Source organism: Nostoc favosum CHAB5714, assembly GCF_020829495.1.
GTDB lineage: Bacteria > Cyanobacteriota > Cyanobacteriia > Cyanobacteriales > Nostocaceae > Nostoc > Nostoc favosum.
Genome location: NZ_JAIVFQ010000007.1, coordinates 67,477 through 89,747 on the forward strand (window position 1 = coordinate 67,477; position 22,271 = coordinate 89,747).

A 22,271-nucleotide genomic window follows, 5' to 3' on the forward strand; every position below is an offset into this window, starting at 1 on the left:
ACTAGACGTTGCGCGTTGGCGGAAGCCTCTCGTAGAGATGGCGGTTCGATAAATTAAGCTTTTTAGCACTTTTTGCGTAAGTCCTATATGTAACAAATACTTTGTTAAATGGTATAAGGAATATTTTTGAAGTTGAGCAATGAATTTGATTAATTTTCAAGATTATCAATAAAAAATCTTTTATAACTAAGAATTTTTTGCAACATCATTAAACTAAAAATCTTACACCTTTTAGGCATAGAATTTTCAAGTAATAATGTTGACTTTACCAGTGTCAATATCGTAACAAGCGCCGACAATTTTTAGTTTGCCTTCACGGATCAATTTGTCTAAAATTGTTGAGCTTTCCTGCAATTTTTCAGCCTGGTACTGGATATTGGCTATAACTGCATTCTGCATATTATCACCCGTTCTTAACTTTACCCTTTCTACAGATGGTTTGATACCCTCAATAATCAAACCAATTCTGCCAGGAAGTGGTTCGTTTTTGATTGCTTCTGCTACTGCACCGCATCTTTTATGACCCAAAATCACAATCAACTGCGAACCTAATACTGCTGTAGAATATTCCAAACTACCTATAACCGTGTCACTGACGACATTACCAGCAACTCGAACGACAAATAAATCTCCAACTCCTTGATCGAAGACGATTTCCGCAGGGACTCTGGAATCTGCACAGCCCAATATGGCGGCAAAAGGATACTGAGCTTTAGCAACTAATCGCAGACGTTCTAGTGATTGATCGGGATATTTACGTTTTTGATGGATAAATCTTTGATTACCATCCAGTAAGCGTCTGATAGCTTCATTAGGGCTAACTGGATTAGGGTTGTCTGGATGAATATCAGCAACAGCAGTTTGCTCTGTATTCCAAAAACTATCACCAAAAGCAGTAGCTGCAAGACCTAGTACACTGGCAAATTTTAATAAATCACGTCGCCCTACAAATCCATTAATTCGACTCATCAATCTACCTGAAAACAACAAAGCTGTTCTCAGGAATATATCAGCCTTAAGCAACATACAAGAGTACCCTTTTACACGATTTAAGAGTCATTTAATCTTCAGATGACATCGTGATTTAGAACTTAAGTAGGTAGGCATAATTAAACATACAAGAAAATCTTAGTTCGTAGTGAGCTATTCATCGCTCATAGCAAGTTTTATCAGGACTAAAGTTCTTACTATAGCAGTCCTAAATCATTCGTGAAAATTATATCTCTCTTTCTTCTTTCCTTTGTGTCCTTTGCGTCCTTGGCGGTTCGTTTCCTAATCATATTTTTCACAACTCAAATAGGATTGCTATACAAATTTTTAATTATTTCCGCCTATGTATATATTTTCTATGTTTTTTTGGCAATATTTAACACAGAACTAACTATCTATATTTATGGCTTTTTTAGACAAAATAAACTGGAATTTTCTAGGTAAAAATTCTCAAAATAGCTCTGGAATAGATCCGTCTGCCCCTGTCCAACAATCTATAACACCATCAACCCCCAAAAACCTTGCTGAATTGCATATTACAAGCTACATATAATCTAATCATTAGCTCTATGGTAAGCGATCGCCAGAAAGCATCTGCCAGATAAAATGCTGGGACGTTAGTGCTTGGTCAGGGTAGCAATAAAGAGAATGCCCTTTTTTCGCTATCCTAAATAAAGTGAATCATTAAGAGATCGCGCCGATGGTTGCTTTACCCGATCGCATTTTGATGAGTGCAGAGGAATATCTGGTTTGGGAACCCACCCAAGAGGAACGCTACGAGTATTGGGATGGCGAAGTTGTGATGATGAGTGGTGCTACACGCAACCATAATCGGATTTCTGCAAATTTCTTTAAGCTTCTAGATGATGCCCTAGCCGATCGCTCCTGTGAAGTATACATTGTAGATGTGAAGGTGCAGGTAGAACCTGGGCAAAAGTATTTTTATCCAGATGTGGTGGTGACTTGCGATGAGCGCGATGATGATCCACAATTGGTACAATTTCCCTGCTTAATTATCGAAGTGCTATCACCTTCAACAGAAGCAGCCGATAGGGGGAAAAAGTTTGCCAAATATCGCCAATCTCCAACCTTGCAAGAATATGTGTTAGTACAAGTAGCTCAACCAGGTGTGGAAGTGTTTCGGCGCAACGAACAGGGAAAATGGGTGCTGTCGGAGTATAATTTGCATGAAATATTGCGACTGGAATCGGTGGATGTGGAAATAGCGATGTCTACGACGGGCTATGCCTACGCTGATTTGTACAGACAAGTGCAGTTTGAAACCGAAGTAACAGATGCGTAGCAAATAAGAGTCTACATGGAGGATAAATAACATATATCCTGAGCCAGACGGATGTGAAAAAATAGTTATATGACCTCACTTATTGAAGAAATCCGTCAGAAAGTTGCTGATGAACAATTTGAGTTTTCCAAGCACGCCGTTGATCAATCTATCTTGCGGCAAGTTCAGGTTCAAGAAATCAGAGAGGTAATTGCCAATGGACAAGTTATTGAAGACTATCCAAATGATAAGTACGGCCCAAGCTGTCTCATTAGTGGTTTGACCCAAACTCGAAGACCCATTCACGTTCAATGTAGCTATCCCTCTCGTCCATTAGTCAGAATTATTACTCTGTATCAACCTAACCCACAGAAATGGGATGAAGACTTTACACAAAGGAGAAACCGTGGCGATGACTCATGAGCAAGAAACGTTAGTTGAAAAAAAGGTAACTTACACGTTAGAGCTAAATGGACAGGTCTTCATGATTGAGAACGTACCTGCTCGCGTGAATGAAGAAACAGGAGAACAATTTTTTTCTCCATCAACTGTAGAGCATTTACAGCAAATTATCCTCAGTGGGCAACAGCCGGATCACTTCACTGAAGTTCCTGTGTACAACTATGCAGCATAATTATTGAAGATGCCCATTTGTACCACCAAATGCAGTTTGAAACCGAAGCTTAAGGATTACCCCTGGCATTAAGCAGTTGGAGCAAACTAAACCAACCGCCACTGAGTCTGAACAAATTGCTTACATCAATGATGAAACCACTCCTAGCTTCAAGCGTCGTGTAGTTGGTACTTTACAGGCAGGTAGTGAAGCAGCGATTAATGAGTTTATCCTGGAAAACAAGTATCTGAAAGTTGCAAAAGCAGCTGTAAAAGGCTGGTTACAACCAGGTAGTTAGGTTTGTTGGTGTTGCCAGCAGCATAACAAGTCGATGCACCAGAACGCTTCAATCTTGTGGGTTGAGTCGCAAAGGTTATTTACAGCCGCTTAACCGGAACGTTAGCTAGCTTAGGTTATCTGTTGAGGCACGACCGGAAAGTTTTTTTTTCGAGGCGATCGCCTAATTTGCTAGCATCTGAAAAGCACATACCACTTATAACCCAATACGCTTGGGTTAAGGCTAAAACCCTTTGTGAAATCAAATTTTTTAACGAACCTTATTAGGCGCAGAGAAGCCAGTGCGCCCTTGCGGTTAAGAGACTTGAAGCAACTGGCGCGACACAGAGAGAAGGAAAAAATGCTTAACTGAACTGTATTGACTTATAACCAGCATCATCGCCTACAATAGCGATTTTGACATAGTGTGCGATCGCCCAATCCATAAGCGGAATTGACCGAGACATCACTTGTAATTTTCCCTTTCGATAACGCTTAATTTATTTACTATTAAGCAAATCAAAACCATCCTCGCAGAGTTTTATGTACCTGTGCCAGATACCACATATAATCATCAATTTTGTAATTATCAGCAGCTTTAACTATATATTCTTGAGCCAAATCAAGATTATTCTCGACTTCGTAATATAATCCCAAGTAAAGATGACTGTAAAAATTTCCCTTTATCCCTTCTGATTGACCAACAGTTAAAACATCATCTTCTGTACAATCTCCCGCATACAAATCATATACGCCCTGCATAACACGTCGAGGGTCATTTTTCACTGTTAATAAAGAATTACGCGCCTCTTCAACACCTAACAAACGAGTTATGCAGAGATATCGCCATACTGTTTCTTCTACATCTTGAGCATTCACTGTCAAATCTATTTCAAACTGTTGAGCGCCCTCTGCAAATCTTTCTGCATAATAATACGATAATCCCCGTTGCCAGAGGTAAGGTTTAATACTGGCATCTAATTGCTCTGCCATGTCAAAATCTTCAATAGATTCATCAATCTTGGCTAGTTGAAAGTTAACCATGCCTCGGCGAATGTAAGCATTAGGATTTTTCGGCTGATTGCGAATGGTTTCGTTCCAACGCTGGAGTTGGTTTTCCAGAGAATTTGAAAAAAACATGAGTTGCCAAGCCTATATAGATAGATTAACTAGAATATTTTCAGCTTTGGGGAGAGTACGTCAATCCTTTTTCAAATCTTCCAGATATTAAGCGTTGCTAAGATATGATTACTAATTATTTACTTAGTTAAACCGAGATCCATCCACGAGGTAGAAGAAACTACTTGCATTATTCAGTATTGTGTAACTGGTGTCTTAAAATCAGGAAAAAACGCCCGTGGTACCCATTAGAGATAATAATCCGACAACAATCACGCCTTATGTAACTTATGGACTGATTGCTGCTAATGTCCTCGCTTTTCTTTATGAGGCAAATCTTCCTCCCCAAGCATTAAATGGGTTTCTACACCTTGCGGCTGTAGTTCCACGAGAACTGACTTTAAGCTTTGGTGGTGTCTCTTTACATCAACCAGTGCCAGAGTGGGCAACTTTAATTACCTCACAATTTTTACACGGTGGTTTCTTGCACTTAGCAGGTAATATGTTGTTTCTGTGGATTTTTGGTAACAACGTTGAAGATAAGTTAGGTCATGCCAAATATTTACTGTTTTATTTATCTTGTGGTGTTTTGGCATCCTTGACACAGTGGTTCTTCGCTCAAGATTCTAGCATTCCTTCTTTGGGTGCAAGTGGTGCGATCGCAGGCGTTTTGGGAGCGTATATTCTCCGCTTTCCCAACGCCGAAGTTCTCGGCATAGTGCCTTTAGGGTTTTTCTTCCCGACTTTCCGCGTCCCAGCATATTTCTTTTTGGGATTTTGGTTTCTCGAACAAGCTTTCTACGGGCTTGCTAGTCTGCAAACACGTACCAACATCGGTATGGAAAGCGGCGGTATTGCCTACTGGGCCCACGCAGGCGGGTTTATCTTTGGGGCAATTCTCGGCCCACTGTTGGGTTTGTTTAACGATAAATCACAGGAAGAAGCTTGGTATCAGTAATTCTTCAGCGTATCATCAGGGCTTTCAATCAGGCTAATTAATTAAATAGGTGAAATTGCCTAAGCTTCGCAACTGCTAGCCTTACAAGCTATATTGCAGTTAGTCAATAAATTAGGAAAAACATTTGTGTTTCCCCTCTACGACGAAAATCCGACGCGAATCACCCCGTATTTCACCTACGGGTTAATTGGCATGAATATTTTAGTTTTTCTTCACGAGGTAAGCCTGCCAAATGCACAATTGAATCAGTTTTTAAGTCAGTATGCAGTAATACCTCAAGAGTTAACCACCAATTTGAGTGGAGAGTGGATAACATTATTTACGTCGCAATTCTTACACGGCGGTTGGTGGCACTTAATCTCGAATATGGTGTTTCTCTGGGTTTTTGGCAACAATATTGAAGACCGATTGGGTCATGCTAAATATCTGATTTTTTATTTAGCGTGTGGTGCTTTAGCTGCCTTGTGTCAATGGTTTATTGGCATGAATTCTGAGATTCCTTCCTTGGGAGCAAGTGGTGCAATTTCTGGTGTTTTAGGTGCGTACATTATCCGCTTTCCCCAGACTAGAGTCATGACCTTAATATTTTTGGGGTTTTTCATCACCACAATCAGAGTGCCAGCACTAGTAATAATTGGACTTTTCTTTGTGCAAAATGTAATTTCCGGTGTTGCTACCCTGCAAACAGCCGCTAACATGAGCGTGCAAACTGGTGGAGTTGCCTACTGGGCGCACATCGGTGGTTTTGCTTTTGGGGTAATTCTCGCTCCCCTATTTGGATTGTTTAGGCAGGACTAAGTACAAAATTTCCGAAATTATTAGCGAAACAATTGCAACCTATCAATCCTCAGCGTATCCTCTGCGCTAACCTTCTCTGCGAGACGCTGACGCTCCTAACGTCGCTACCGCTTCTCTACGAGACGCTGCGCGAACGCTAATGCGAATGCGATACTCTGCGTTGAAATTTCCACCCTTGATTCACCACAGTTTTACCCAAAGCTGTACTAAGCAATTCAAAATTAGGAGATGCTATCTTAGCAATCCCCTATTTGGGAAACTATTAGTTTTTGCTGGCACCGGCTGAAAGTTCTTCTGATTCTTCTGCCCTAGATGTAAACGTTGATGATTCTACAACTTGTTCAGGTAAAGAAACAATGATGTCAGCGCCATTGATAATTGCTCCCAATAATCCCAGTTCCGATTCAACTAATTGATCAATAGCTTCACCTAACATGTTTTCTTGTGTATAGTGTGGTCGCGCCACAAGTACCATGCCATCGCTGTAGGGTTGAATTAACAAAGGGTCATTGGATATGCTGAGTGGGCTAGTATCTAAAATAACTAAATCAAAACGTTCGCGGACATCCTCCATCAGCCGCCGCATTTCGCTAGATTCAAGAATAGCAGCTGATTGCCGCACAGGGCCAGGGCTGGGTAGGATGTATAAATTTTCTACATCAGGAACTAAACGAATACATTCACTTAAGTTAGCGTAATAACGCAGGGGTTCAATAGTGGCGTCGGGGTCAGGAATTACATTCAGGGATGTACAACGAGAAGGCGATCGCAAATCTGTTTCGATAATCAAAGTTCTTTTACCAGCACGGGCTGAAGCTATACCCAAGTTATAAGCACTTGCCGTTTTACCCTCTAGGCTACTGGTGCTAGTAATCAACACCACCTTTAAGGCTTTACCACCAACCCGGCGCAGATTACTACGGAATTTCTCATAAAATTCTAAATAAGGAGAATCCGCAGAAAGTACCACCGGCACTGCTTCTTGAGGCAAATCATCAACTGGCATTAAAGGCAATTCTCCCAACAGTGCCACTTCCCGTTGCTTGAGGCTCTCGCGGATATCCTCCCTGGTTTTGAAAGTACCTTCCAGCGCTCCCAACAAAAATACCACTCCGCCACCAATCAAGACACCTAAGAAACCACCCACAGCGAGGGTAATAGGTACACTCTTAGGGGGTTTGACGTCCGCAGCCGCTGTGGGGCGTCTGGCAACGCTGAGGCTGCTGGTAGTTTCTGCCTCTGCGGTTCTAGCATCGGTTAGCTTCACCTGCATTTGGTCATAGATGGCTTTTTTAAGTCCAACCTCTTGTTCTAAACGCGATCGCTCTAATTGCTTATTGGGTATCAGAGAATACTCTCGCCGTAGTCGCGCTTCTTGTTGGATCTCTTGAGTTAGTTGTTGTTCCAGCGTCTCCCGTTGAGTTTGCAAAGACACCATTTGGTTTGCCAACTGCTGGCGGGCTGGATCTAAGCTACTTTGGGCGCGAATACCTGCAACGCTACCCTGAAGCGGAGCCGCCGTTCCATCACCACCTAATACCTCCGCAGCCCGTTGTTGCAGCAATTCCTCAGCAGATTCTTTCTGACGCTGCAACTGAACCATTGTTGGGTGTTCCGGTCGCAAATCTTTTCTGAGTAAGGCGATTTGGGACTCACTTTGATAAATTTGCGATCGCAAGTTACCAATAATTGGATCGGCACTTAAAGCAGAAGAAATATAAGCCTGCCCGACTGTTAAGCCTAACTTATTTTGTAAACTGCGAACTTGACCATCAACCCCAGAAATAGTCAATTGCATTTGCCGTTGTAGATTTTGGCTGGCAGTAATAGCGCTTAACAAGCTGCCATTCTCCGCTGCTAATATTGCCGTTCGCTCTATGCGATCGTACTGTTCCAGCTTCTTTTCGGCAATTTGCAATTCCCGTTTAGCTTGTGGTAAGCGCTCGTTAATCTTTTGAATAATTGCTTGTAATCGCCCAGTATTAATGTCACTGCTCAACTTAATCATTGATTGCATCAATGCCGTCAAGACCTCTATGGCTCGTTTGGGGTCTGTATCTACATATTTAAGTTCAAAAGTACTCGTTTCTAAATCTCCAGTCCTGGGATTTTTTTTAGGTAAAGAAAGGACAATACTTGAACCGAGTTGTTTCGGTTTGATATTTACTTTTTCTGCCACAGTCGCAATTATCTGGTTTGATAATAAAACATCCTCATTTAGTTCTTTTCCTTGCTGTTGGATTTGACTACCAGTGGCTGAGAAAGAAACTGGTGGGCCAGCATAAGTAAGTGCCGCAGATGCTATGTAGTTAGTAGGTGGCTCTGGCTGCATAGCCACTACCGTTGACCCCACTACAACTAAACCAAAACTAGCTAGTCCAATCCACTTATATTTTTCAAAAGCAATAAGATAGCGTTTAACAATTGGTGGAGTCATGGCAGGGGCAGATAGAATCAGTTATCAGTTATCAGTTTTATATTTGTCACCTTCATCTCCCCCTCTTTCATATCTGGTAATAATCGGTGAAGAGGTGAGAGTCACTAATTTCACCTACGACCGAAGTCGTCAAAAAATCGGAGAAAGGACTGGACATTGAAGAAGGGTTGGGTAATGGTAGTCAAGAAATTAGTAATTTTACCGATGAGGTTTCGACCAACAACAAGAACATCATTATCTTGAAGGGCCACATTTTGAGATGCATCGCCACCTAGAGCTTTTTTAGCATCAAGTTTCTGGGTAACAGCTTGACCTCGTTCAGGATCAAAGCGAACCAGAGCGATATCTCGGAGATTAGCAGTATCGAGATTTACTCCTCCCAAAGCATCTACAAATGTACTCCCGTTAGGTAGTGCTTGAATGGCAAGACCTCCAGCAGCGTAGTTTAAAACCCGGACTCTAATCTGTGGTGTGGACAAGGATGAACGTGCTACCAAATTGCGGTCATAACCGTCATTATTACCAACTTCACGACGGGGGACGAGTATCGCATCTCCGTCTTGTAAGCGTAAATTAGGAATTGAACCACCATTTTGCAGTGTTGCATATAAATCAATAGTTTGTGAAATCACAGAACCATCGATTAACTTCCGGCGTACTTGCACTTGTCGCAGGTCTGCATTTAAAGTTGAACCACCAGATATTAGCAAGGCATCAGCAACGCGGGGTGTTGGTGAATTAATCGGATAAATTCCTGGTCGAAAAATTTCCCCGCTAACGGTAACTTGAACTGGTCGCGTCCCTGCTAAGGATACTACTACGATTGGATCGGGGAAAATGTTGCTTAAACCCAAGCGAATTTTTTCTTGAGCTTCTTCCAAAGTTAAGCCTTGTAATGACACCGTTCCCACTTGTGGCACTACGATGTTGCCTTCTGGACTAATTACAGCTTGAAAACTTAAGTCTTGACGCTGCGTTGCTAAGGCTAAAACTATTACTGGATCAACTACATAACGATTTAAACCCAAGCGAATTTTTTCTTGAGCTTCTTCCAAAGTCAAACCTTGTAAGGAAACTTTTCCCAGTAGCGGCACCACAATGTTACCTTCTGGGTTGATTAAAGCTTGAAAGCTCAAATCTGGAAAACGCTGCACCGAAACGCTAATTCCATCTCCTATTCCTAAGCGGTACGGGCCAGGAGGACGCTGAAGCACAACACCAATTGCATCTCCTGGCCCCAAGAGATAGCGGCTGAGTTGGGGAGAAATTTCCTCATTTGCACCTAGAGGTACAACCTCAGTACCTGGCACAGGCGCAGGGGGTTGCCTTGGTGATTGTCCTTGAGGTGGAAAAGGCAGGGCAACAACAAGCTGGATAGGTGTTGTTAAGAAAACTCCTATTTGAAGACTGACAAAACACAGGGCGCTGAATGCACGCATATAAGAACTTGTATCTATGAACATCGGTGCAGGAAAACTGAGATAAAAATTAGTCGCGCCGAGTGGTGATTTTACTCTAAAAATGTCCTAAATGTATCTTTTATCTGCAAGTATTTTAGCAATAAAAAGTAGAAAAATTTTGCCAATTTTAATTTATAACATCATATTTTTAACCTGAACGCGATTATAGAGATACAACTGAAGAATCTCTGCACAAATTCATCTGTAACAGACTCTATAAAGAGTCTGCCATCAATTTAGCTTGTACTGTTTCTCCAATAGACTGTGCTAAAGGCCAAGATGTTTCTACCTGCCCCAAAGGTTCCATTGGAATCAGAATACTCACCCCTACCCAAGAAGTGCGTTGCTTACGCCACTGGGCCAATTGATCCGCCAAGAACCAGTGGAAAGGTGATGGATTTCCGCCGTCTGGCATAGCGTACCATTGCAAGACAGCGAAGGTTTGCTGTGGTGTGGCGGCGCGAAAGAACCTAGCTTCTATTTTAGTTTCAACCTTAGATGTCAACTTTGCAGGCGGTTTCACAGTAAATTCAGCAGAACGATATTGAGCTATATCCCACTTTCCCCAGCGTGACCTTCCCCAGCCGTTAACGTCTGTCCACTCTACTTCTGGTTGATCCATAGGCCCATTTTGCGGCAGCAAAAGCAGGATTGCCTGGGATTCGGAACCTTCTTTTTTAATTACCTGCAAAGACCATTTATGTTCGCCAATTTGCTGTTCTGCTTGTTCAATAGTTTGCCAACCAGGAAGGGCTAACCCAGTCTTGCGGATCTGTCTTAACTCCTTGAGGGTGGTAACAGGTGGCGGCTGTTTCCATTGCCAGTGTCCTGTCAGGTATCCGGGAACCCCGCCTATTGCCAACAAGAGTAGCAATAACAAAAGTGCTGCCACCTGACTCAATTGGTTTTCCTTAAAAAACTTGGAGAAAGAAATCATCAGTAAAATTTATAATACTTAGGCAAAATTTTACTTCATAAAATCACACCATGAGTTCAGTAATATTTATCAGTACAGAAAAAGCAGGGGAAGCAGGGGAAGCAAGAATGACTAATGACAAATGACTAATGACAAATGACAAATGACTAATGACTAATGACTTTCGCCTTCTTGGTGAGTTTCTGATGCTGAAAAATAGCTATTAATCCAATTCAGTAAGGGCACTAATGACACCAGCATACAAGCTGAATAGAGATCACCACCCCAACCCTCATGCAGCCATTTAAAAGCCGCTTCTTGACCTGTGCCGTGAAAGAAAGTCAGTAATGTATTACGAATGATATTGGCACAAATACTAATTATTACAGCAAAAGATAAAAACGATATAACTGTGCGGCGTGAAGACAAAGCATCTGTCCAATAAAGCAGCATCAAGCCGACGTAGAGAGTAGTAAACAACATTTTCAGCCCTGCACAATAGGGGGCAACTTCTACAATCCGTCCTCCCACGTAGAGATTGATTTCATCTACGGTTACGTCCATACCAAATTGATTCAGTATAAAGCCTGCTGTGCCAGCGATGAAGCTTTGAAGAGGCAGTGTATAGGGAGCAATGAGATAGGGTACTGCCGTTGGGGTTGCCAAAAATACTAGTAGCAGGGGGAATCCTTGCGATCGCAAACCTGGTATTCCCTTAAACCACAAGCATAATCCTGCTAGTATAACGGGCAAGGAAAGGTTAACCCACTCTGTAACACCGCTAAGATAAAACACTGCCCCGAATAACAAGAAAACAGGGCCCAAAGGATGGATGGTATCTGGTAAACGTTTCCACTTTTTCCGGTTCATCCAGCCCAGATAAGCCGCAAATGGTAAGCCAATAATCCCGTGGCTGAAATATTCGTGTTCTGTACTGATATTTTTGTTCAGCCAACCATCTAACCAGTGAAGCAATATAGGTGCATAAAGCAGCAGCAAAACGCCTAAAATAGCTAGATTTAATAAGCCTGATGCGTTTCTGTTTTTAACCTGTTGCTGGAGTGCCATGATTTTCAGTAATTCAAAAACTTTGGTCATTAGTCATTGGTCATTAGTCATTGGTCATTGGTTTTAGATAAAGCACAAATGACAAATGTCTAATTGTTAGATGCACATTAGGTATGAATTAACTTTAGGCTACCACGCTGCCAAGGTCAGCAGGAGAGGGTTCATCTGCTTTAGGAGTTGTTGAGACTGCATGAGCGATCGCAGCTACAACTTCTTTAACTTGGCTACTGCTCAAACCGGGATACATCGGTAATGATAATATTTCTTTTGAGAGTTTTTCTGCTTGGGGAAAATCTCCAGGCTGATAGCCTAAGTTGGTGAATGCTGGTTGAAGATGACAAGGAATTGGGTAGTGAATGCCAGTTTGAATTCCTACTGCTGTGAGTTTTTCCTGGAGTTGCTGGCGTTCTATGGGGCAAGAATCATCAACTCTAATCACATAAAGATGATACACATGCCCTGTATCACTTTGGTTTTCCATAGGGATAATACCAGCAGTTGCCAAGGGTGCTAGTTCACTATCATACTGTTGGGCAATAGTCAAGCGATCGCTATTCCACTGTGACAAATATGGTAGTTTCTGGTGCAAGACTGCTGCTTGTAAAGTATCCAAACGGCTATTTGTACCTGGTTCAGTATGAAAATACTTTTGCGATGCACCATAATTTCGCAAGCGTCCCATCTTCTGGGCTACATCTGAATCTTGTGTCAGCAGCATTCCTCCATCCCCAAATGCTCCCAGATTCTTGCTGGGATAGAAACTAAAAGCTGCTGCTATTCCTACTGAACCAGCGTGATATCCATCTCTTTGGGCAAGGTGTGCTTGTGCAGCATCTTCAAAAATTAGTAGTTTGTAGGTATCGGCAAAGTTCAATAGTTCACGTGGTGATACCATTTGACCATAGAGATGCACAGGGATAATAGCTTTAGTCTTAGGCGTAATTGCCTTTGCTGCTTTTCTCAAGTCAATTAAAGCTGTTTGGCGATCGCAATCTACCAGAATTGGCTTCGCGCCAGCCCGTTGTACCCCAATCAAGGTTGCTATAAAAGTGTTTGCTGGTAAAATCACTTCATCGCCAGCACCAATATTACACGCTTGCAATCCCAGAGCGATCGCATCTGTTCCTGATGCAACACCAACTCCATAAGCTGCCCCAGACGCTGCCGCAAATGCTGCTTCAAAATCTGAGACTGCTTGCCCTAAAATAAAATCTCCCTGTTCCAATACAGATTGGATTGCATGTTGCAATTGCATTTGAATTGGTTCATGTTGTAACTTCAGGTCTACAAAAGGAACTCTAATGGTCATTTTATTCATTACCAATTGTCCTCAAAAAAATATTTCCTCGGATGGGAAAAATAAAAAAGCCTGTACAATTTTCAGCATGAAATTGTAATAAGTTTAATCTATTGGATCGAGACTTATATAAACTATCTAGGATTGTCAGCCATTAATGCTAGCTGTTCTAGGTAAGAATTACACTACAATAATTACATTACAATAATTATTGTAAGTAAATTTACTTTGAAGATGGAAGTAAGAATTTTTGCTTCTGTACATAAATAATTACAGCCCTTTTGTATTGTATCCTTAGCATTAGCTTACCCTGGCTGAATCCAAATCTAACGCAGTCTGGCTGTAAAATTCCAAGCAATAAAGGCTACACCAGCGCTAACTAAAGAAGATTCAGCAGCAGTAAATAGTAACTTGTGGATACCGCGTGGCCGACTTAATGTAAGGGATAAAAAATTTTTGCCCCAAATTTGTTTGTCAGAGACAAAATTAGGGAATGCTTAAAATAGCAATTGATAACCCAGAAATAGGGATTATATCAATTACAGTATCGAGAAATTATTAAGGTAGCAGTGGCAATGATGGAGCCTGAAAATAAATTATTTGCCCTAAAGGATGGTTGGGACTCTCATGAATCAAGAGAACAACAACGCCTGAAAGCTTTGTCAGATTTAGGTTTGCGGCAACCAGAGACGATTCCAGTTTTTGAAGAGGCTACACAAACTGCTGCCCACTTTTTGGAAGCACCAATTTCCATATTGGGATTTGTGGATCAAGAACGCCACTGGTTCAAGTCGGCGGTGGGCTTATCTAGGTTGGGACTAATGAATCATTTGGCACAAAGCCGCCAACTGTCACGTCGGGAATCCTTTTGCACTCAAGTAGTAGAGAGTCTCCAAATATTTGTAATTAATGATACAGAAAACCTTAAAAACCCAGTACTTGCTAGCAGCAAGTTGGTGCAGGATTATGGTATTCGTGCTTACTTAGGAGCGCCACTGATTGATGCTGAGGGACATTGTTTGGGTGCATTGGCGGTGATGGATTTAGTACCGCGCAATTTTACAAACCGAGACATTGAGTTTTTACAAATAATAGCTCGTTGGAGCATGAGTGAATTTGAACGTAACCGACTCCTGCAACGGAGACTCGAATCAAGCACTCCCGCGATCGCTCCAATATTTTCACTCAATGACGAACGTAATACTGAGATTAAAATCACCCCAGCCATTAAAGATAGCGGCTCTGTTTCTACCAAGCAACTGAAACTGGAACTTTTGGATCAGCTAACTCAGGAGTTACGCACGCCCTTAACATCTGTACTCGGTATGGCTAGTGTTTTAGGACGTGAAATTTATGGGCCTTTGACGACTAAGCAGAGAGAATATTTGGAAATTATCCAACACAGTGGTCGGTACTTACTTTCCTTAGTAAACGAAATTACCGAACTAGGAGCTATGGATGAAAATTCAACTGTGCTAAATATAGCTCCTGTGGATATCGAAATGCTGTGTCAACAAGCTATCAATACCCTTGAAGAAGCAGCTAATCGCCGTGAACAAGATATTCGCCTCTCTATAGAACCGGGACGCAATCGCATTTGGCCTTTAGATAAAGACAAGGTGCGGCAAATTCTCTATCACCTGGTTTTCAGTGTGATTCAACTTTCAGCTACAGGTAGCATTGTTCGCATTCATGTTTCTTACAAAGAAGATACGCTCAACATTACTATTTGGGTTTCCCATCCTTGGCTAGGGGATGGTATTACTGAAGTTGATCCCTACTTCCGTCTCAATTCTTTGTCGCTGCTGGAGCTAACAGGTGAAGTAGCAAGTTACAATACTCATGCACAAAGCCAGGAGCAAGAAGATATTTCATCAGTAGCAGTGGATAATTCAAATAACTTGAGTGCGAATCACTCAAATTTCTTTGCTGCTAGTTCAGGTATAAATTTAGCTAAATCACATGGAAATATCTCTCGTGAAAGTTTGGGTCTGTTGCTAAGTTGTCAACTGGCAGAATTGCATAGTGGACAAATTTTGATTCAAGGTTCACCAGAATCAGGATATCGTTATGTGCTTTCTTTGCCACTGCAATTAGCAACTCCTTCGCAAGCAATTAGCGATGTTTGATTACAGCTAGTAGGGAACATACAGGTTACAGATAATAGGGAAATACAAATTAATGCTTTCTTATGTACTAACTAGGTGAAGGGTTAATCTACGGCTATCTTCACTTAGTATTAGCTGAAGTGCTTTAGATTACAGGTGGTGCCTGAGCGTTATGAGTCAGAGCATTATCACTAAATTGCAATTTACGTTATTACCTTTTTATAGCCATAGGCATTATGATCAATTCCAAGTTCTGCGTCGGCAGGCTAATTGATTGCAATGTTTTTTATGAATTTAGTCTGGCAACGATTTACTTTATCATCTTTACCGCTCAAAGAATACCTTGCTACCAGTTACGTACATCGTTCTCTGGTGGGACTGTTAAGTTCTTGGCGGCAAACCAGCGTCTTGATTCAGTGGGGAGATGCGACAGCAGCTGCTTTACTCAGTTTAGTATATGCGCTTGCACCTTTTGCTTCGAGTACATTGGTGGGCTTGTTGCTGGTGGCTTGTGTAGCATTTTGGCTGTTGTTGACTTTATCTGATGAAGTAACACCAGCAAATGTCTCCTCAGTCACTCCCATTCACCTGCTGGTATTGCTCTACTGGGGAATTGCCGCAGTCGCAACGGCATTGTCACCAGTGAAAAAGGCGGCACTTAACGACTTGGCAACGTTGACCTTGTATTTGCTGCTATTTGCCCTTTGTGCCAGGATACTGAGGTCGCCTCGCCTCCGGTCTTGGATTATCATCCTTTACCTACACGTATCGTTAATTGTCAGCGTATATGGGTTGCGGCAATGGTTTTTTGGAGCCACAGCACTAGCAACTTGGGTTGATCCAGAATCTCCCCTGTCTAAAACTACCAGAGTCTACAGTTATTTAGGCAATCCCAACTTATTGGCTGGATACCTCTTACCAGCAGTAATTTTTAGCTTAGTGGCAATTTTTGCATGGCAAGGCTGGATCAAAAAACTATTAGCATTAACAATGTTAATTGTCAATACTGCCTGCCTGATCCTCACTTTTAGTCGTGGGGGTTGGATTGGATTAGTGGTGGCAATTTTGGCTGTGATGGCATTGCTAGTTTATTGGAAAAGCGTAGAAATGCCTCGTTTTTGGCGAACTTGGTCGCTACCGATTGTCTTGGGAGGTTTGATTGCGGTATTGGTGCTAGCAGTGATATTTGTAGAGCCAGTACGCCTACGAGTGTTCAGTATTTTTGCTGACCGTCAAGATAGCAGTAATAATTTTCGCCGAAATGTGTGGGATGCTGTTTTTGAGATGATTCGGGATCGCCCGATTTTCGGCATTGGCCCTGGTCACAACTCTTTTAATAAAGTTTATCCTCTCTACCAACGCCCTCGTTACACTGCTTTGAGTGCCTATTCGATTTTGTTTGAAGTGACTGTAGAAACTGGCTTTGTTGGTTTAGCCTGCTTTCTCTGGCTAATAATTGTCACATTTAATACGGCATTTCTACAAATGCGACGACTACGACAATTCAGAAGTGTAGAGGGATTTTGGTTAATTGGAGCGATCGCTATTTTGTTGGGGATGCTAGCTCATGGAACCGTAGATACTGTCTGGTATCGTCCTGAAGTTAATACCCTCTGGTGGCTCATTGTTGGCTTAATTGCTAGCTACTGGACACCTTTAGCTCAAAATCAGACAAATTCATCTAACTTAGAACCAACAGTAAATTAAGATAATTAAGTTGTCAGTTGTTTTTCTACTCAACAACTGACAATTTTTAAATTTTGAATCGTCTAGTAACAGGTCGGCGGAAATAAACCTACCATTTCATTACAGTCAGAAAGCCCAAAATTAAAGCCTTTTAACTTTTGACTTTTTAGAGCCAGTCGCTCATGGGGAAAACCCCTTGGCGCTAGCCTCTCCCTTTGGGAGAAGACCGCGCTAGCTCCCAACGCACTGGCTGCTTTTGACTTCAGGCTTGCAGTACTAGTCCCTATAGGTAGTGGTTCCTGGAGCATTAGGGTCGCGGTAAGCGGTGGGTTGGTTCTCACTCTTTTTACCACCCAAACCAGCCAAACCAGCTAGACCAATTAATCCTAGCCAACCCCAATCAAAACCGTTGCGATCGTCGGAAGTGGTCGTTGTGGTCGTTCCTGAAGTAGTATTTGCCCCGGGGTCAGTTGTTGTCTGAGCTTGTGCGGATAGAGTTAAGGGTAAAACTCCTATACTCAAGGTGAGAACGCCAGCACTAACAGCTGTAATGAAATTACTTTTCATAAGTTGTGACAATTCCTTATGCCATCCGAAGTTACTCACCACTTTATCGATTCCCAACTTTAAGAAAATCAATCTGCGGCTATAAACTAGGAATTTTCACAACTCACGCTGTGGACATACAACATACTTTTTACAGACATCCATTTCTCACTCTGGTGTGGTAGTTTGGCGACACTGACGCTCAATAGTTTTTCATTGCCCGTTGAATGTCACGCTGGTCTTGGCGTCGTTTCAGGTCTTCTCGCTTATCGTGGAGCTTTTTACCTTTGCCAAGGGCTATACTCACTTTTACCCAGCCGCGTTTGAGATACATTTTCAAAGGGATTAAAGTTAAACCCTGCTGTTCTACTGTGCCAATTAGCTTGCGGAGTTCTTTGCGATGCAACAGCAGCTTGCGTGTACGCCGTGGTTCATGATTAAAATATTGCCCACTAGCGTTATAAGGCGAGATATGCACATTGATCAACCATGCTTCACCATTGCGAAGCAAAGCATAGCCATCTTGGAGATTGACTTTACCCGCACGAATCGACTTCACCTCGGTTCCTGTCAACTCAATTCCAGCTTCGTAAGTTTCTAGAATTTCATACAAATAACGGGCTTGGCGGTTGTCGCTAATAACTTTGTAACTGTCGCTCTTGTCGCTCTTGTCGCTCTTGTCGCTCATTGATAATTTGGTGTGCTTGAAATGTACCTAAAAAATTATTTGGATTGGCTTGTTAATTATAGGCTGTATCTTAGAATCGCTATAAATTATGAACTGTATATCACTAATTTAGCTTTTATCAGTTCACAATTAAGAGTTTTCTGGCAACTTTAAGTTATATGATACCGATTACCTGTGAGCTAGGTAAGACTTGAGGCTTAAGCCCTAAGTCTTACCTAGTTTGATTTTGTGTAGTTTCATAAAGAATTGGTATGATGCCAATAATCATTAGTGATTAGCTAAGAATTAATTACAAAAGGCAAAAAATAAAAAATATTTATTCCTACTTAGCTTTCGGTAAATTATTAATTAAGTTAATATTAATTTACACAGGTGAGTATTTACTGTGCTTTATTGATGAGTTGTTACAAACTACAAAGCTCTCTATGCCTCCCAAGCAGAGGGAGTCAGCCCCTTCCCTACGGGACGCTGTTCGCGTTCGGGGAAGTCAAAAGTCAAAAGTCAAATGTGAGTTACACTTCTTTAACCCTTTTTAAGGATTTAAGATTTTCTTTATAAATCATCCTTAGAGACATCATTAGCTGGTAATCCTGTCATAGTATGAAACATAAGAACACTATTATTGCCTGTGTTCACTGATCAAGCGCGTAAAAGCAAATTTCTGAGTAAAAAAATGCTAGGGGTGTATTGTCCATGCCCTTGACGATCCTTGTAGTGGATGATGATTTGGGAACTCGTCTGTCTGTTAGCGACTATCTTGAACTGTCTGGCTACTCAGTGATCACGGCTAATGACGGTCAAGAGGCTTTGGTTATGGTGGATGAGCATCATCCAGATTTGATTGTCACGGATATCGTGATGCCGCAGATGAATGGCTACGAACTAGTGCGCCGGGTGCGTCAACAACCAGTGTTTCGGTTATTACCTGTTATTTTATTAACAGCTCGAACTAAGACCCAGGAAAGAATTTTGGGCTACCAGTCAGGGTGCGATTTATTCTTACCCAAGCCTTTTGAACTGGAAGAGTTAGCAGCAGCAATCCGCAATCTTTTGGAGCGATCGCAAATTATTCAATCAGAGTATCGATTTTCTCATAAAGAGAGTTTGGGCATTTCCGCCTCGACAAAAGTGGTGGATGCTTATAATTCTTTGTCCACTCAAATTCAGAAATCCCACCTGCACTCATCCCTAACTCATAGAGAACAGGAAGTCTTAGAGTTATTGACTCATGGTCTTTCTAATGCCGAAATGGGTCATCAGCTACACCTGAGTCCTCGCACAGTAGAAAAGTACGTTAGCAGTTTATTGAGAAAAACCTCAACCAGCAACCGAGCGGAATTGGTGCGTTTTGCCATAAAGCATGGTTTGGTGGAATAAAAAAAGTTAGGAGGAGAGACGCGATTAATCGCGTCTGTACAGGAGTGAGGAATTAAAACTCCTAATTTTTAACTCTTAACTCATAACTCCTAACTCCTAACTTTTGTCAGCAGACCTTCACAAGCATCGATCAGTAAATCAATAACCCGATTAAATCCCTCTTGACCACCGTAATAGGGATCTGGAACTTCCTTCAGGGTGTGTCGAGAGCAAAACTCGCACATCAAACGCACTTTATGCTGATACTGCTTAGTTTGATCAAGAGTGAGGATGTTCTCATAATTTTCTTGATCCATCGCTAAAATTAAATCAAAGTCTTGAAAGTCTGACTTTTGAAACTGGCGTGCTCGACCACGCAGTTTAATTCCCAACTTTGTAGCAGCCGCAGCACTCATGCGTCTGTCAGGTGGGCTACCAACGTGATAACTAGATGTACCAGCTGAGTCACAGAGGATACGTTCGCTCAAGCCAGCCTGCTCAATTAGATGATTCATAATGTTTTCTGCCGATGGCGATCGGCAGATGTTACCTAAGCAGACAAATAGCAACTTGTAAGCCATAGATATGTTTTGTCCTTTGTCAATAGTCATTTGTCCTTTGTCCAATGACCAATGACTAATGACTAATGACTAAAATCCAGGAAGTTCTAGTCCACTGGTCAATTCTTCCATACGTTCCCGCATTGTTGCTGTGGATTTGTTGTAGGCTTCTTTCATTGCCACTGTCACCAGATCAGAAAGTACTTCTGCACCTTCCCCTAGAGCATCTGGAGAAATTTCTACTCGCTTGGGTTCTTGGTTTCCACTGACAATCACCTTCACCAGACCACCGCCAGATTCTCCTAGAATCTCCATTTGCTCCAATTCTTCTTGGAGTCGCTTTGCGCCTTCTTGAACTTGCTGCGCTTTCTTAAAAGCGTCAGCCAATTCTTTCATTTTTCCTAAGCCAAAGCCAAATCCCTGTCCTTTTCCTGTCATAATTATTTGTACGCCTGTGCGCTGAATAACAAATCAAATTCAATTATAGATGCGGTAAGTAATTTGCCTGCTACACAAAACTTGACTAAACTTTTTAAAAGCTAGTTATTCAACTAAAGTTTCCTTTAGAGGGTCTGCTTCTTGCTTCAACCAAGGGAGTCGGCTCCTTCTTGTCCACAAGCGTAAATTTGGGTGTAGCCCACCCTATCTTTGTTTTACTAAGCAACTTGTTGAAACTTTTAGCCATTGGACACCCATTATTTTTAGCAAATTTAACAAACCGTGGACTCCCGTTTGACCTTTTTACAGGCTCGCTAGTTTTGACTCGACCGTGGTTTACAAACCAGATATTTAAAGCCTTGGTTTTCAGCTTTAATTATATTTAACCACTAATTTTACCAATAATTAATGTGTCACAGAATGGGGAGTAGGGAGTAGGGAATAGGGCATTGGGCATTGGGCACTTGTACTGAGCGAAGTCGAAGTATTGCACATTGGTTATTAATTCTTCTTCCTCATCTTCCTCATCTCCCTCATCTTTCCCACTCCCCACTCCCCACTCCCCATTTTTTATCCACAAGCACCTTGAAACTCTCCGAGCATTTTGACTTCTGGCTCTAAATTAATAGACCAACGTTCTTGTACTTGATGTTGGATGTGGCGAATGAGACAGAAGATATCACTAGCTTTTGCTCCACCACGGTTAACGATAAAATTAGCATGGAGTAGTGCTACTTGCGCTCCACCAATTTGGTAGCCTTTGAGACCAGTTTGTTCAATTAACCAGCCAGCACTGTAAGGTTTGGGATTGCGGAACACACTACCACAACTGGGGAAGTTGTATGGTTGGGTGCTTAACCGATGCTTTTTGTGTTCTTTGGTGATTGCCACAACTTTTGCTGGGTCTGCACCTGGCGCGAGTTGTAATGTGGCTTGGGTGACTATGCGATCGCCACCTTGCAATAATGAAGTTCGGTAGCTATAACCTAACTGATCGGGGGTAAGAGTTTCCAATGTGCCATCGGGTGAAAGTACCTGGGCACTAACTAACATATCTGCGATACAGCTATTATGTGCCCCTGCATTCATCACCACGGCACCTCCGGCTGTTCCAGGGATGCCAACAGCCCACTCCAATCCTTGCCATCCTAATTCTGCTGCCGCCAATGCCAAGCTAGGAATTGATTCTCCAGCAGCAACGGTTAATTGACCTGTCTCTGGGTCAAAGTTGCTGAAGCGGAGATGACGAGTAGCAATGACTAAGCCTGATATACCGCGATCGCTCACTAGCAAGTTAGAACCTGCTCCCAGTGTTGTCACCTTTAAATTACGTTCTTTTGCGTATTTAAGACTTGCTTGCAGTGCTTCTATGTTTCGGGGAGCAACGTATAAATCAGCTGCTCCCCCAACTCGATAGGAAGTAAACGCTGACAAGGAAGCCTGGGACTTAATCGCACAATCAGTATTGGGTAAGTAAATTACTTCACTGTCCACCGAATTAGTTGTTTGATGTTTCTTTGTATTCAAAGCAGAAACTGTGCAGACGTTTCCAGCTGCCTGGTAAATGGTCATTTTTACTTTTTTTGGTAAAATTTTTACATTTATTTACCGCAAAGATACGGTAATAGAGTTAACTTATGGAACCGTTGCTAGACGGGTGCTTTGCTGAGAAATA

The 22,271-nt window shown here is 42.0% G+C and carries 22 protein-coding genes; 9 read left to right on the forward strand and 13 right to left on the reverse strand.

Annotated elements, in window-relative coordinates:
- Nucleotides 1-246 precede the first annotated feature (246 nt).
- Entirely contained in the window at nt 247-969 is a 723-nt protein-coding gene (locus tag LC586_RS07470) for a carbonic anhydrase (protein WP_229483958.1), read from the reverse strand.
- 721 nt (nt 970-1,690) lie between these two features.
- On the opposite strand from LC586_RS07470, the gene LC586_RS07475 reads away from it, so the two are divergent.
- The 4 genes from LC586_RS07475 (at nt 1,691) to LC586_RS07490 (ending at nt 3,183) form a co-directional block, all read left to right on the forward strand.
- Nucleotides 1,691-2,293, forward strand: a complete 603-nt coding sequence (locus tag LC586_RS07475) for a Uma2 family endonuclease (protein WP_229483959.1) — start codon at nt 1,691-1,693, stop codon at nt 2,291-2,293.
- 69 nt (nt 2,294-2,362) lie between these two features.
- Nucleotides 2,363-2,695 carry a DUF4258 domain-containing protein gene (locus LC586_RS07480; RefSeq protein WP_229483960.1) on the forward strand — a complete coding sequence of 111 codons (333 nt, stop codon included), beginning with the start codon at nt 2,363-2,365 and terminating at the stop codon, nt 2,693-2,695.
- The gene (locus tag LC586_RS07485; RefSeq protein ID WP_229483961.1) at nt 2,685-2,906 is read left to right on the forward strand and encodes a YgiT-type zinc finger protein; all 222 of its coding nucleotides are present in this window, start codon (nt 2,685-2,687) and stop codon (nt 2,904-2,906) included. The genes LC586_RS07480 and LC586_RS07485 overlap by 11 nt, the downstream gene beginning before the upstream one ends.
- Before the next feature lie 76 nt (nt 2,907-2,982).
- The gene (locus LC586_RS07490; protein ID WP_229483962.1) at nt 2,983-3,183 is read left to right on the forward strand and encodes a hypothetical protein; all 201 of its coding nucleotides are present in this window, start codon (nt 2,983-2,985) and stop codon (nt 3,181-3,183) included.
- A 497-nt stretch (nt 3,184-3,680) separates the two neighbouring features.
- Here the strand turns inward: LC586_RS07490 and LC586_RS07495 are convergent, their stop codons facing one another.
- Nucleotides 3,681-4,301, reverse strand: coding sequence for a tetratricopeptide repeat protein (locus LC586_RS07495; RefSeq protein WP_229483963.1), 621 nt, complete (start codon nt 4,299-4,301; stop codon nt 3,681-3,683).
- A 217-nt stretch (nt 4,302-4,518) separates the two neighbouring features.
- On the opposite strand from LC586_RS07495, the gene LC586_RS07500 reads away from it, so the two are divergent.
- Entirely contained in the window at nt 4,519-5,238 is a 720-nt protein-coding gene (locus tag LC586_RS07500) for a rhomboid family intramembrane serine protease (protein WP_229483964.1), read from the forward strand.
- Nucleotides 5,239-5,364: 126 nt separating this feature from the next.
- Nucleotides 5,365-6,036, forward strand: a complete 672-nt coding sequence (locus tag LC586_RS07505) for a rhomboid family intramembrane serine protease (RefSeq protein ID WP_229483965.1) — start codon at nt 5,365-5,367, stop codon at nt 6,034-6,036.
- Between the two features lie 262 nt (nt 6,037-6,298).
- Here LC586_RS07505 and LC586_RS07510 read toward each other — a convergent pair whose 3' ends face one another.
- From LC586_RS07510 to LC586_RS07530, 5 genes are all read right to left on the reverse strand, one after another.
- The gene (locus LC586_RS07510) at nt 6,299-8,473 is read right to left on the reverse strand and encodes a GumC family protein (protein ID WP_229483966.1); all 2,175 of its coding nucleotides are present in this window, start codon (nt 8,471-8,473) and stop codon (nt 6,299-6,301) included.
- Nucleotides 8,474-8,583: 110 nt separating this feature from the next.
- Nucleotides 8,584-9,936, reverse strand: a complete 1,353-nt coding sequence (locus tag LC586_RS07515; protein ID WP_229483967.1) for a polysaccharide biosynthesis/export family protein — start codon at nt 9,934-9,936, stop codon at nt 8,584-8,586.
- A 211-nt stretch (nt 9,937-10,147) separates the two neighbouring features.
- Complete coding sequence (locus LC586_RS07520; protein ID WP_229483968.1) at nt 10,148-10,870, reverse strand: cyanoexosortase B system-associated protein; 723 nt, start codon at nt 10,868-10,870, stop codon at nt 10,148-10,150.
- Nucleotides 10,871-11,023: 153 nt separating this feature from the next.
- Complete coding sequence (crtB, locus tag LC586_RS07525) at nt 11,024-11,917, reverse strand: cyanoexosortase B (RefSeq protein ID WP_229484056.1); 894 nt, start codon at nt 11,915-11,917, stop codon at nt 11,024-11,026.
- 124 nt (nt 11,918-12,041) lie between these two features.
- Nucleotides 12,042-13,235, reverse strand: coding sequence for a DegT/DnrJ/EryC1/StrS family aminotransferase (locus LC586_RS07530; RefSeq protein WP_229483969.1), 1,194 nt, complete (start codon nt 13,233-13,235; stop codon nt 12,042-12,044).
- Between the two features lie 554 nt (nt 13,236-13,789).
- On the opposite strand from LC586_RS07530, the gene LC586_RS07535 reads away from it, so the two are divergent.
- Together LC586_RS07535 and LC586_RS07540 are read left to right on the forward strand one after the other, a co-directional pair.
- Nucleotides 13,790-15,343, forward strand: coding sequence for a GAF domain-containing sensor histidine kinase (locus LC586_RS07535; protein WP_229483970.1), 1,554 nt, complete (start codon nt 13,790-13,792; stop codon nt 15,341-15,343).
- Between the two features lie 267 nt (nt 15,344-15,610).
- Nucleotides 15,611-17,029 (forward strand): IctB family putative bicarbonate transporter, encoded by a 1,419-nt coding sequence (locus LC586_RS07540; RefSeq protein WP_229483971.1) that lies wholly within the window; start codon nt 15,611-15,613, stop codon nt 17,027-17,029.
- Nucleotides 17,030-17,284: 255 nt separating this feature from the next.
- Here LC586_RS07540 and LC586_RS07545 read toward each other — a convergent pair whose 3' ends face one another.
- Together LC586_RS07545 and smpB are read right to left on the reverse strand one after the other, a co-directional pair.
- The gene (locus LC586_RS07545) at nt 17,285-17,575 is read right to left on the reverse strand and encodes a WGxxGxxG family protein (protein ID WP_229483972.1); all 291 of its coding nucleotides are present in this window, start codon (nt 17,573-17,575) and stop codon (nt 17,285-17,287) included.
- Between the two features lie 181 nt (nt 17,576-17,756).
- Nucleotides 17,757-18,242 (reverse strand): SsrA-binding protein SmpB, encoded by a 486-nt coding sequence (gene smpB / locus LC586_RS07550; RefSeq protein WP_229483973.1) that lies wholly within the window; start codon nt 18,240-18,242, stop codon nt 17,757-17,759.
- Nucleotides 18,243-18,935: 693 nt separating this feature from the next.
- Here smpB and LC586_RS07555 point away from each other — a divergent pair.
- Nucleotides 18,936-19,619: a response regulator transcription factor gene (locus LC586_RS07555; protein ID WP_229483974.1), complete on the forward strand. Its 684-nt coding sequence runs from the start codon at nt 18,936-18,938 to the stop codon at nt 19,617-19,619.
- Nucleotides 19,620-19,708: 89 nt separating this feature from the next.
- On the opposite strand, the gene LC586_RS07560 is transcribed toward LC586_RS07555, so the two are convergent.
- The 4 genes from LC586_RS07560 to murB form a co-directional block, all read right to left on the reverse strand.
- On the reverse strand, nt 19,709-20,179 hold the full coding sequence (locus LC586_RS07560; RefSeq protein WP_229484057.1) for a low molecular weight protein-tyrosine-phosphatase: 471 nt from the start codon (nt 20,177-20,179) through the stop codon (nt 19,709-19,711).
- A 69-nt stretch (nt 20,180-20,248) separates the two neighbouring features.
- Nucleotides 20,249-20,596, reverse strand: coding sequence for a YbaB/EbfC family nucleoid-associated protein (locus LC586_RS07565; RefSeq protein WP_100900466.1), 348 nt, complete (start codon nt 20,594-20,596; stop codon nt 20,249-20,251).
- Nucleotides 20,597-20,978: 382 nt separating this feature from the next.
- Nucleotides 20,979-21,149 carry a hypothetical protein gene (locus LC586_RS07570; protein WP_229483975.1) on the reverse strand — a complete coding sequence of 57 codons (171 nt, stop codon included), beginning with the start codon at nt 21,147-21,149 and terminating at the stop codon, nt 20,979-20,981.
- 17 nt (nt 21,150-21,166) lie between these two features.
- The gene (gene murB / locus LC586_RS07575; RefSeq protein WP_229483976.1) at nt 21,167-22,168 is read right to left on the reverse strand and encodes a UDP-N-acetylmuramate dehydrogenase; all 1,002 of its coding nucleotides are present in this window, start codon (nt 22,166-22,168) and stop codon (nt 21,167-21,169) included.
- Nucleotides 22,169-22,271: the final 103 nt, after the last annotated feature.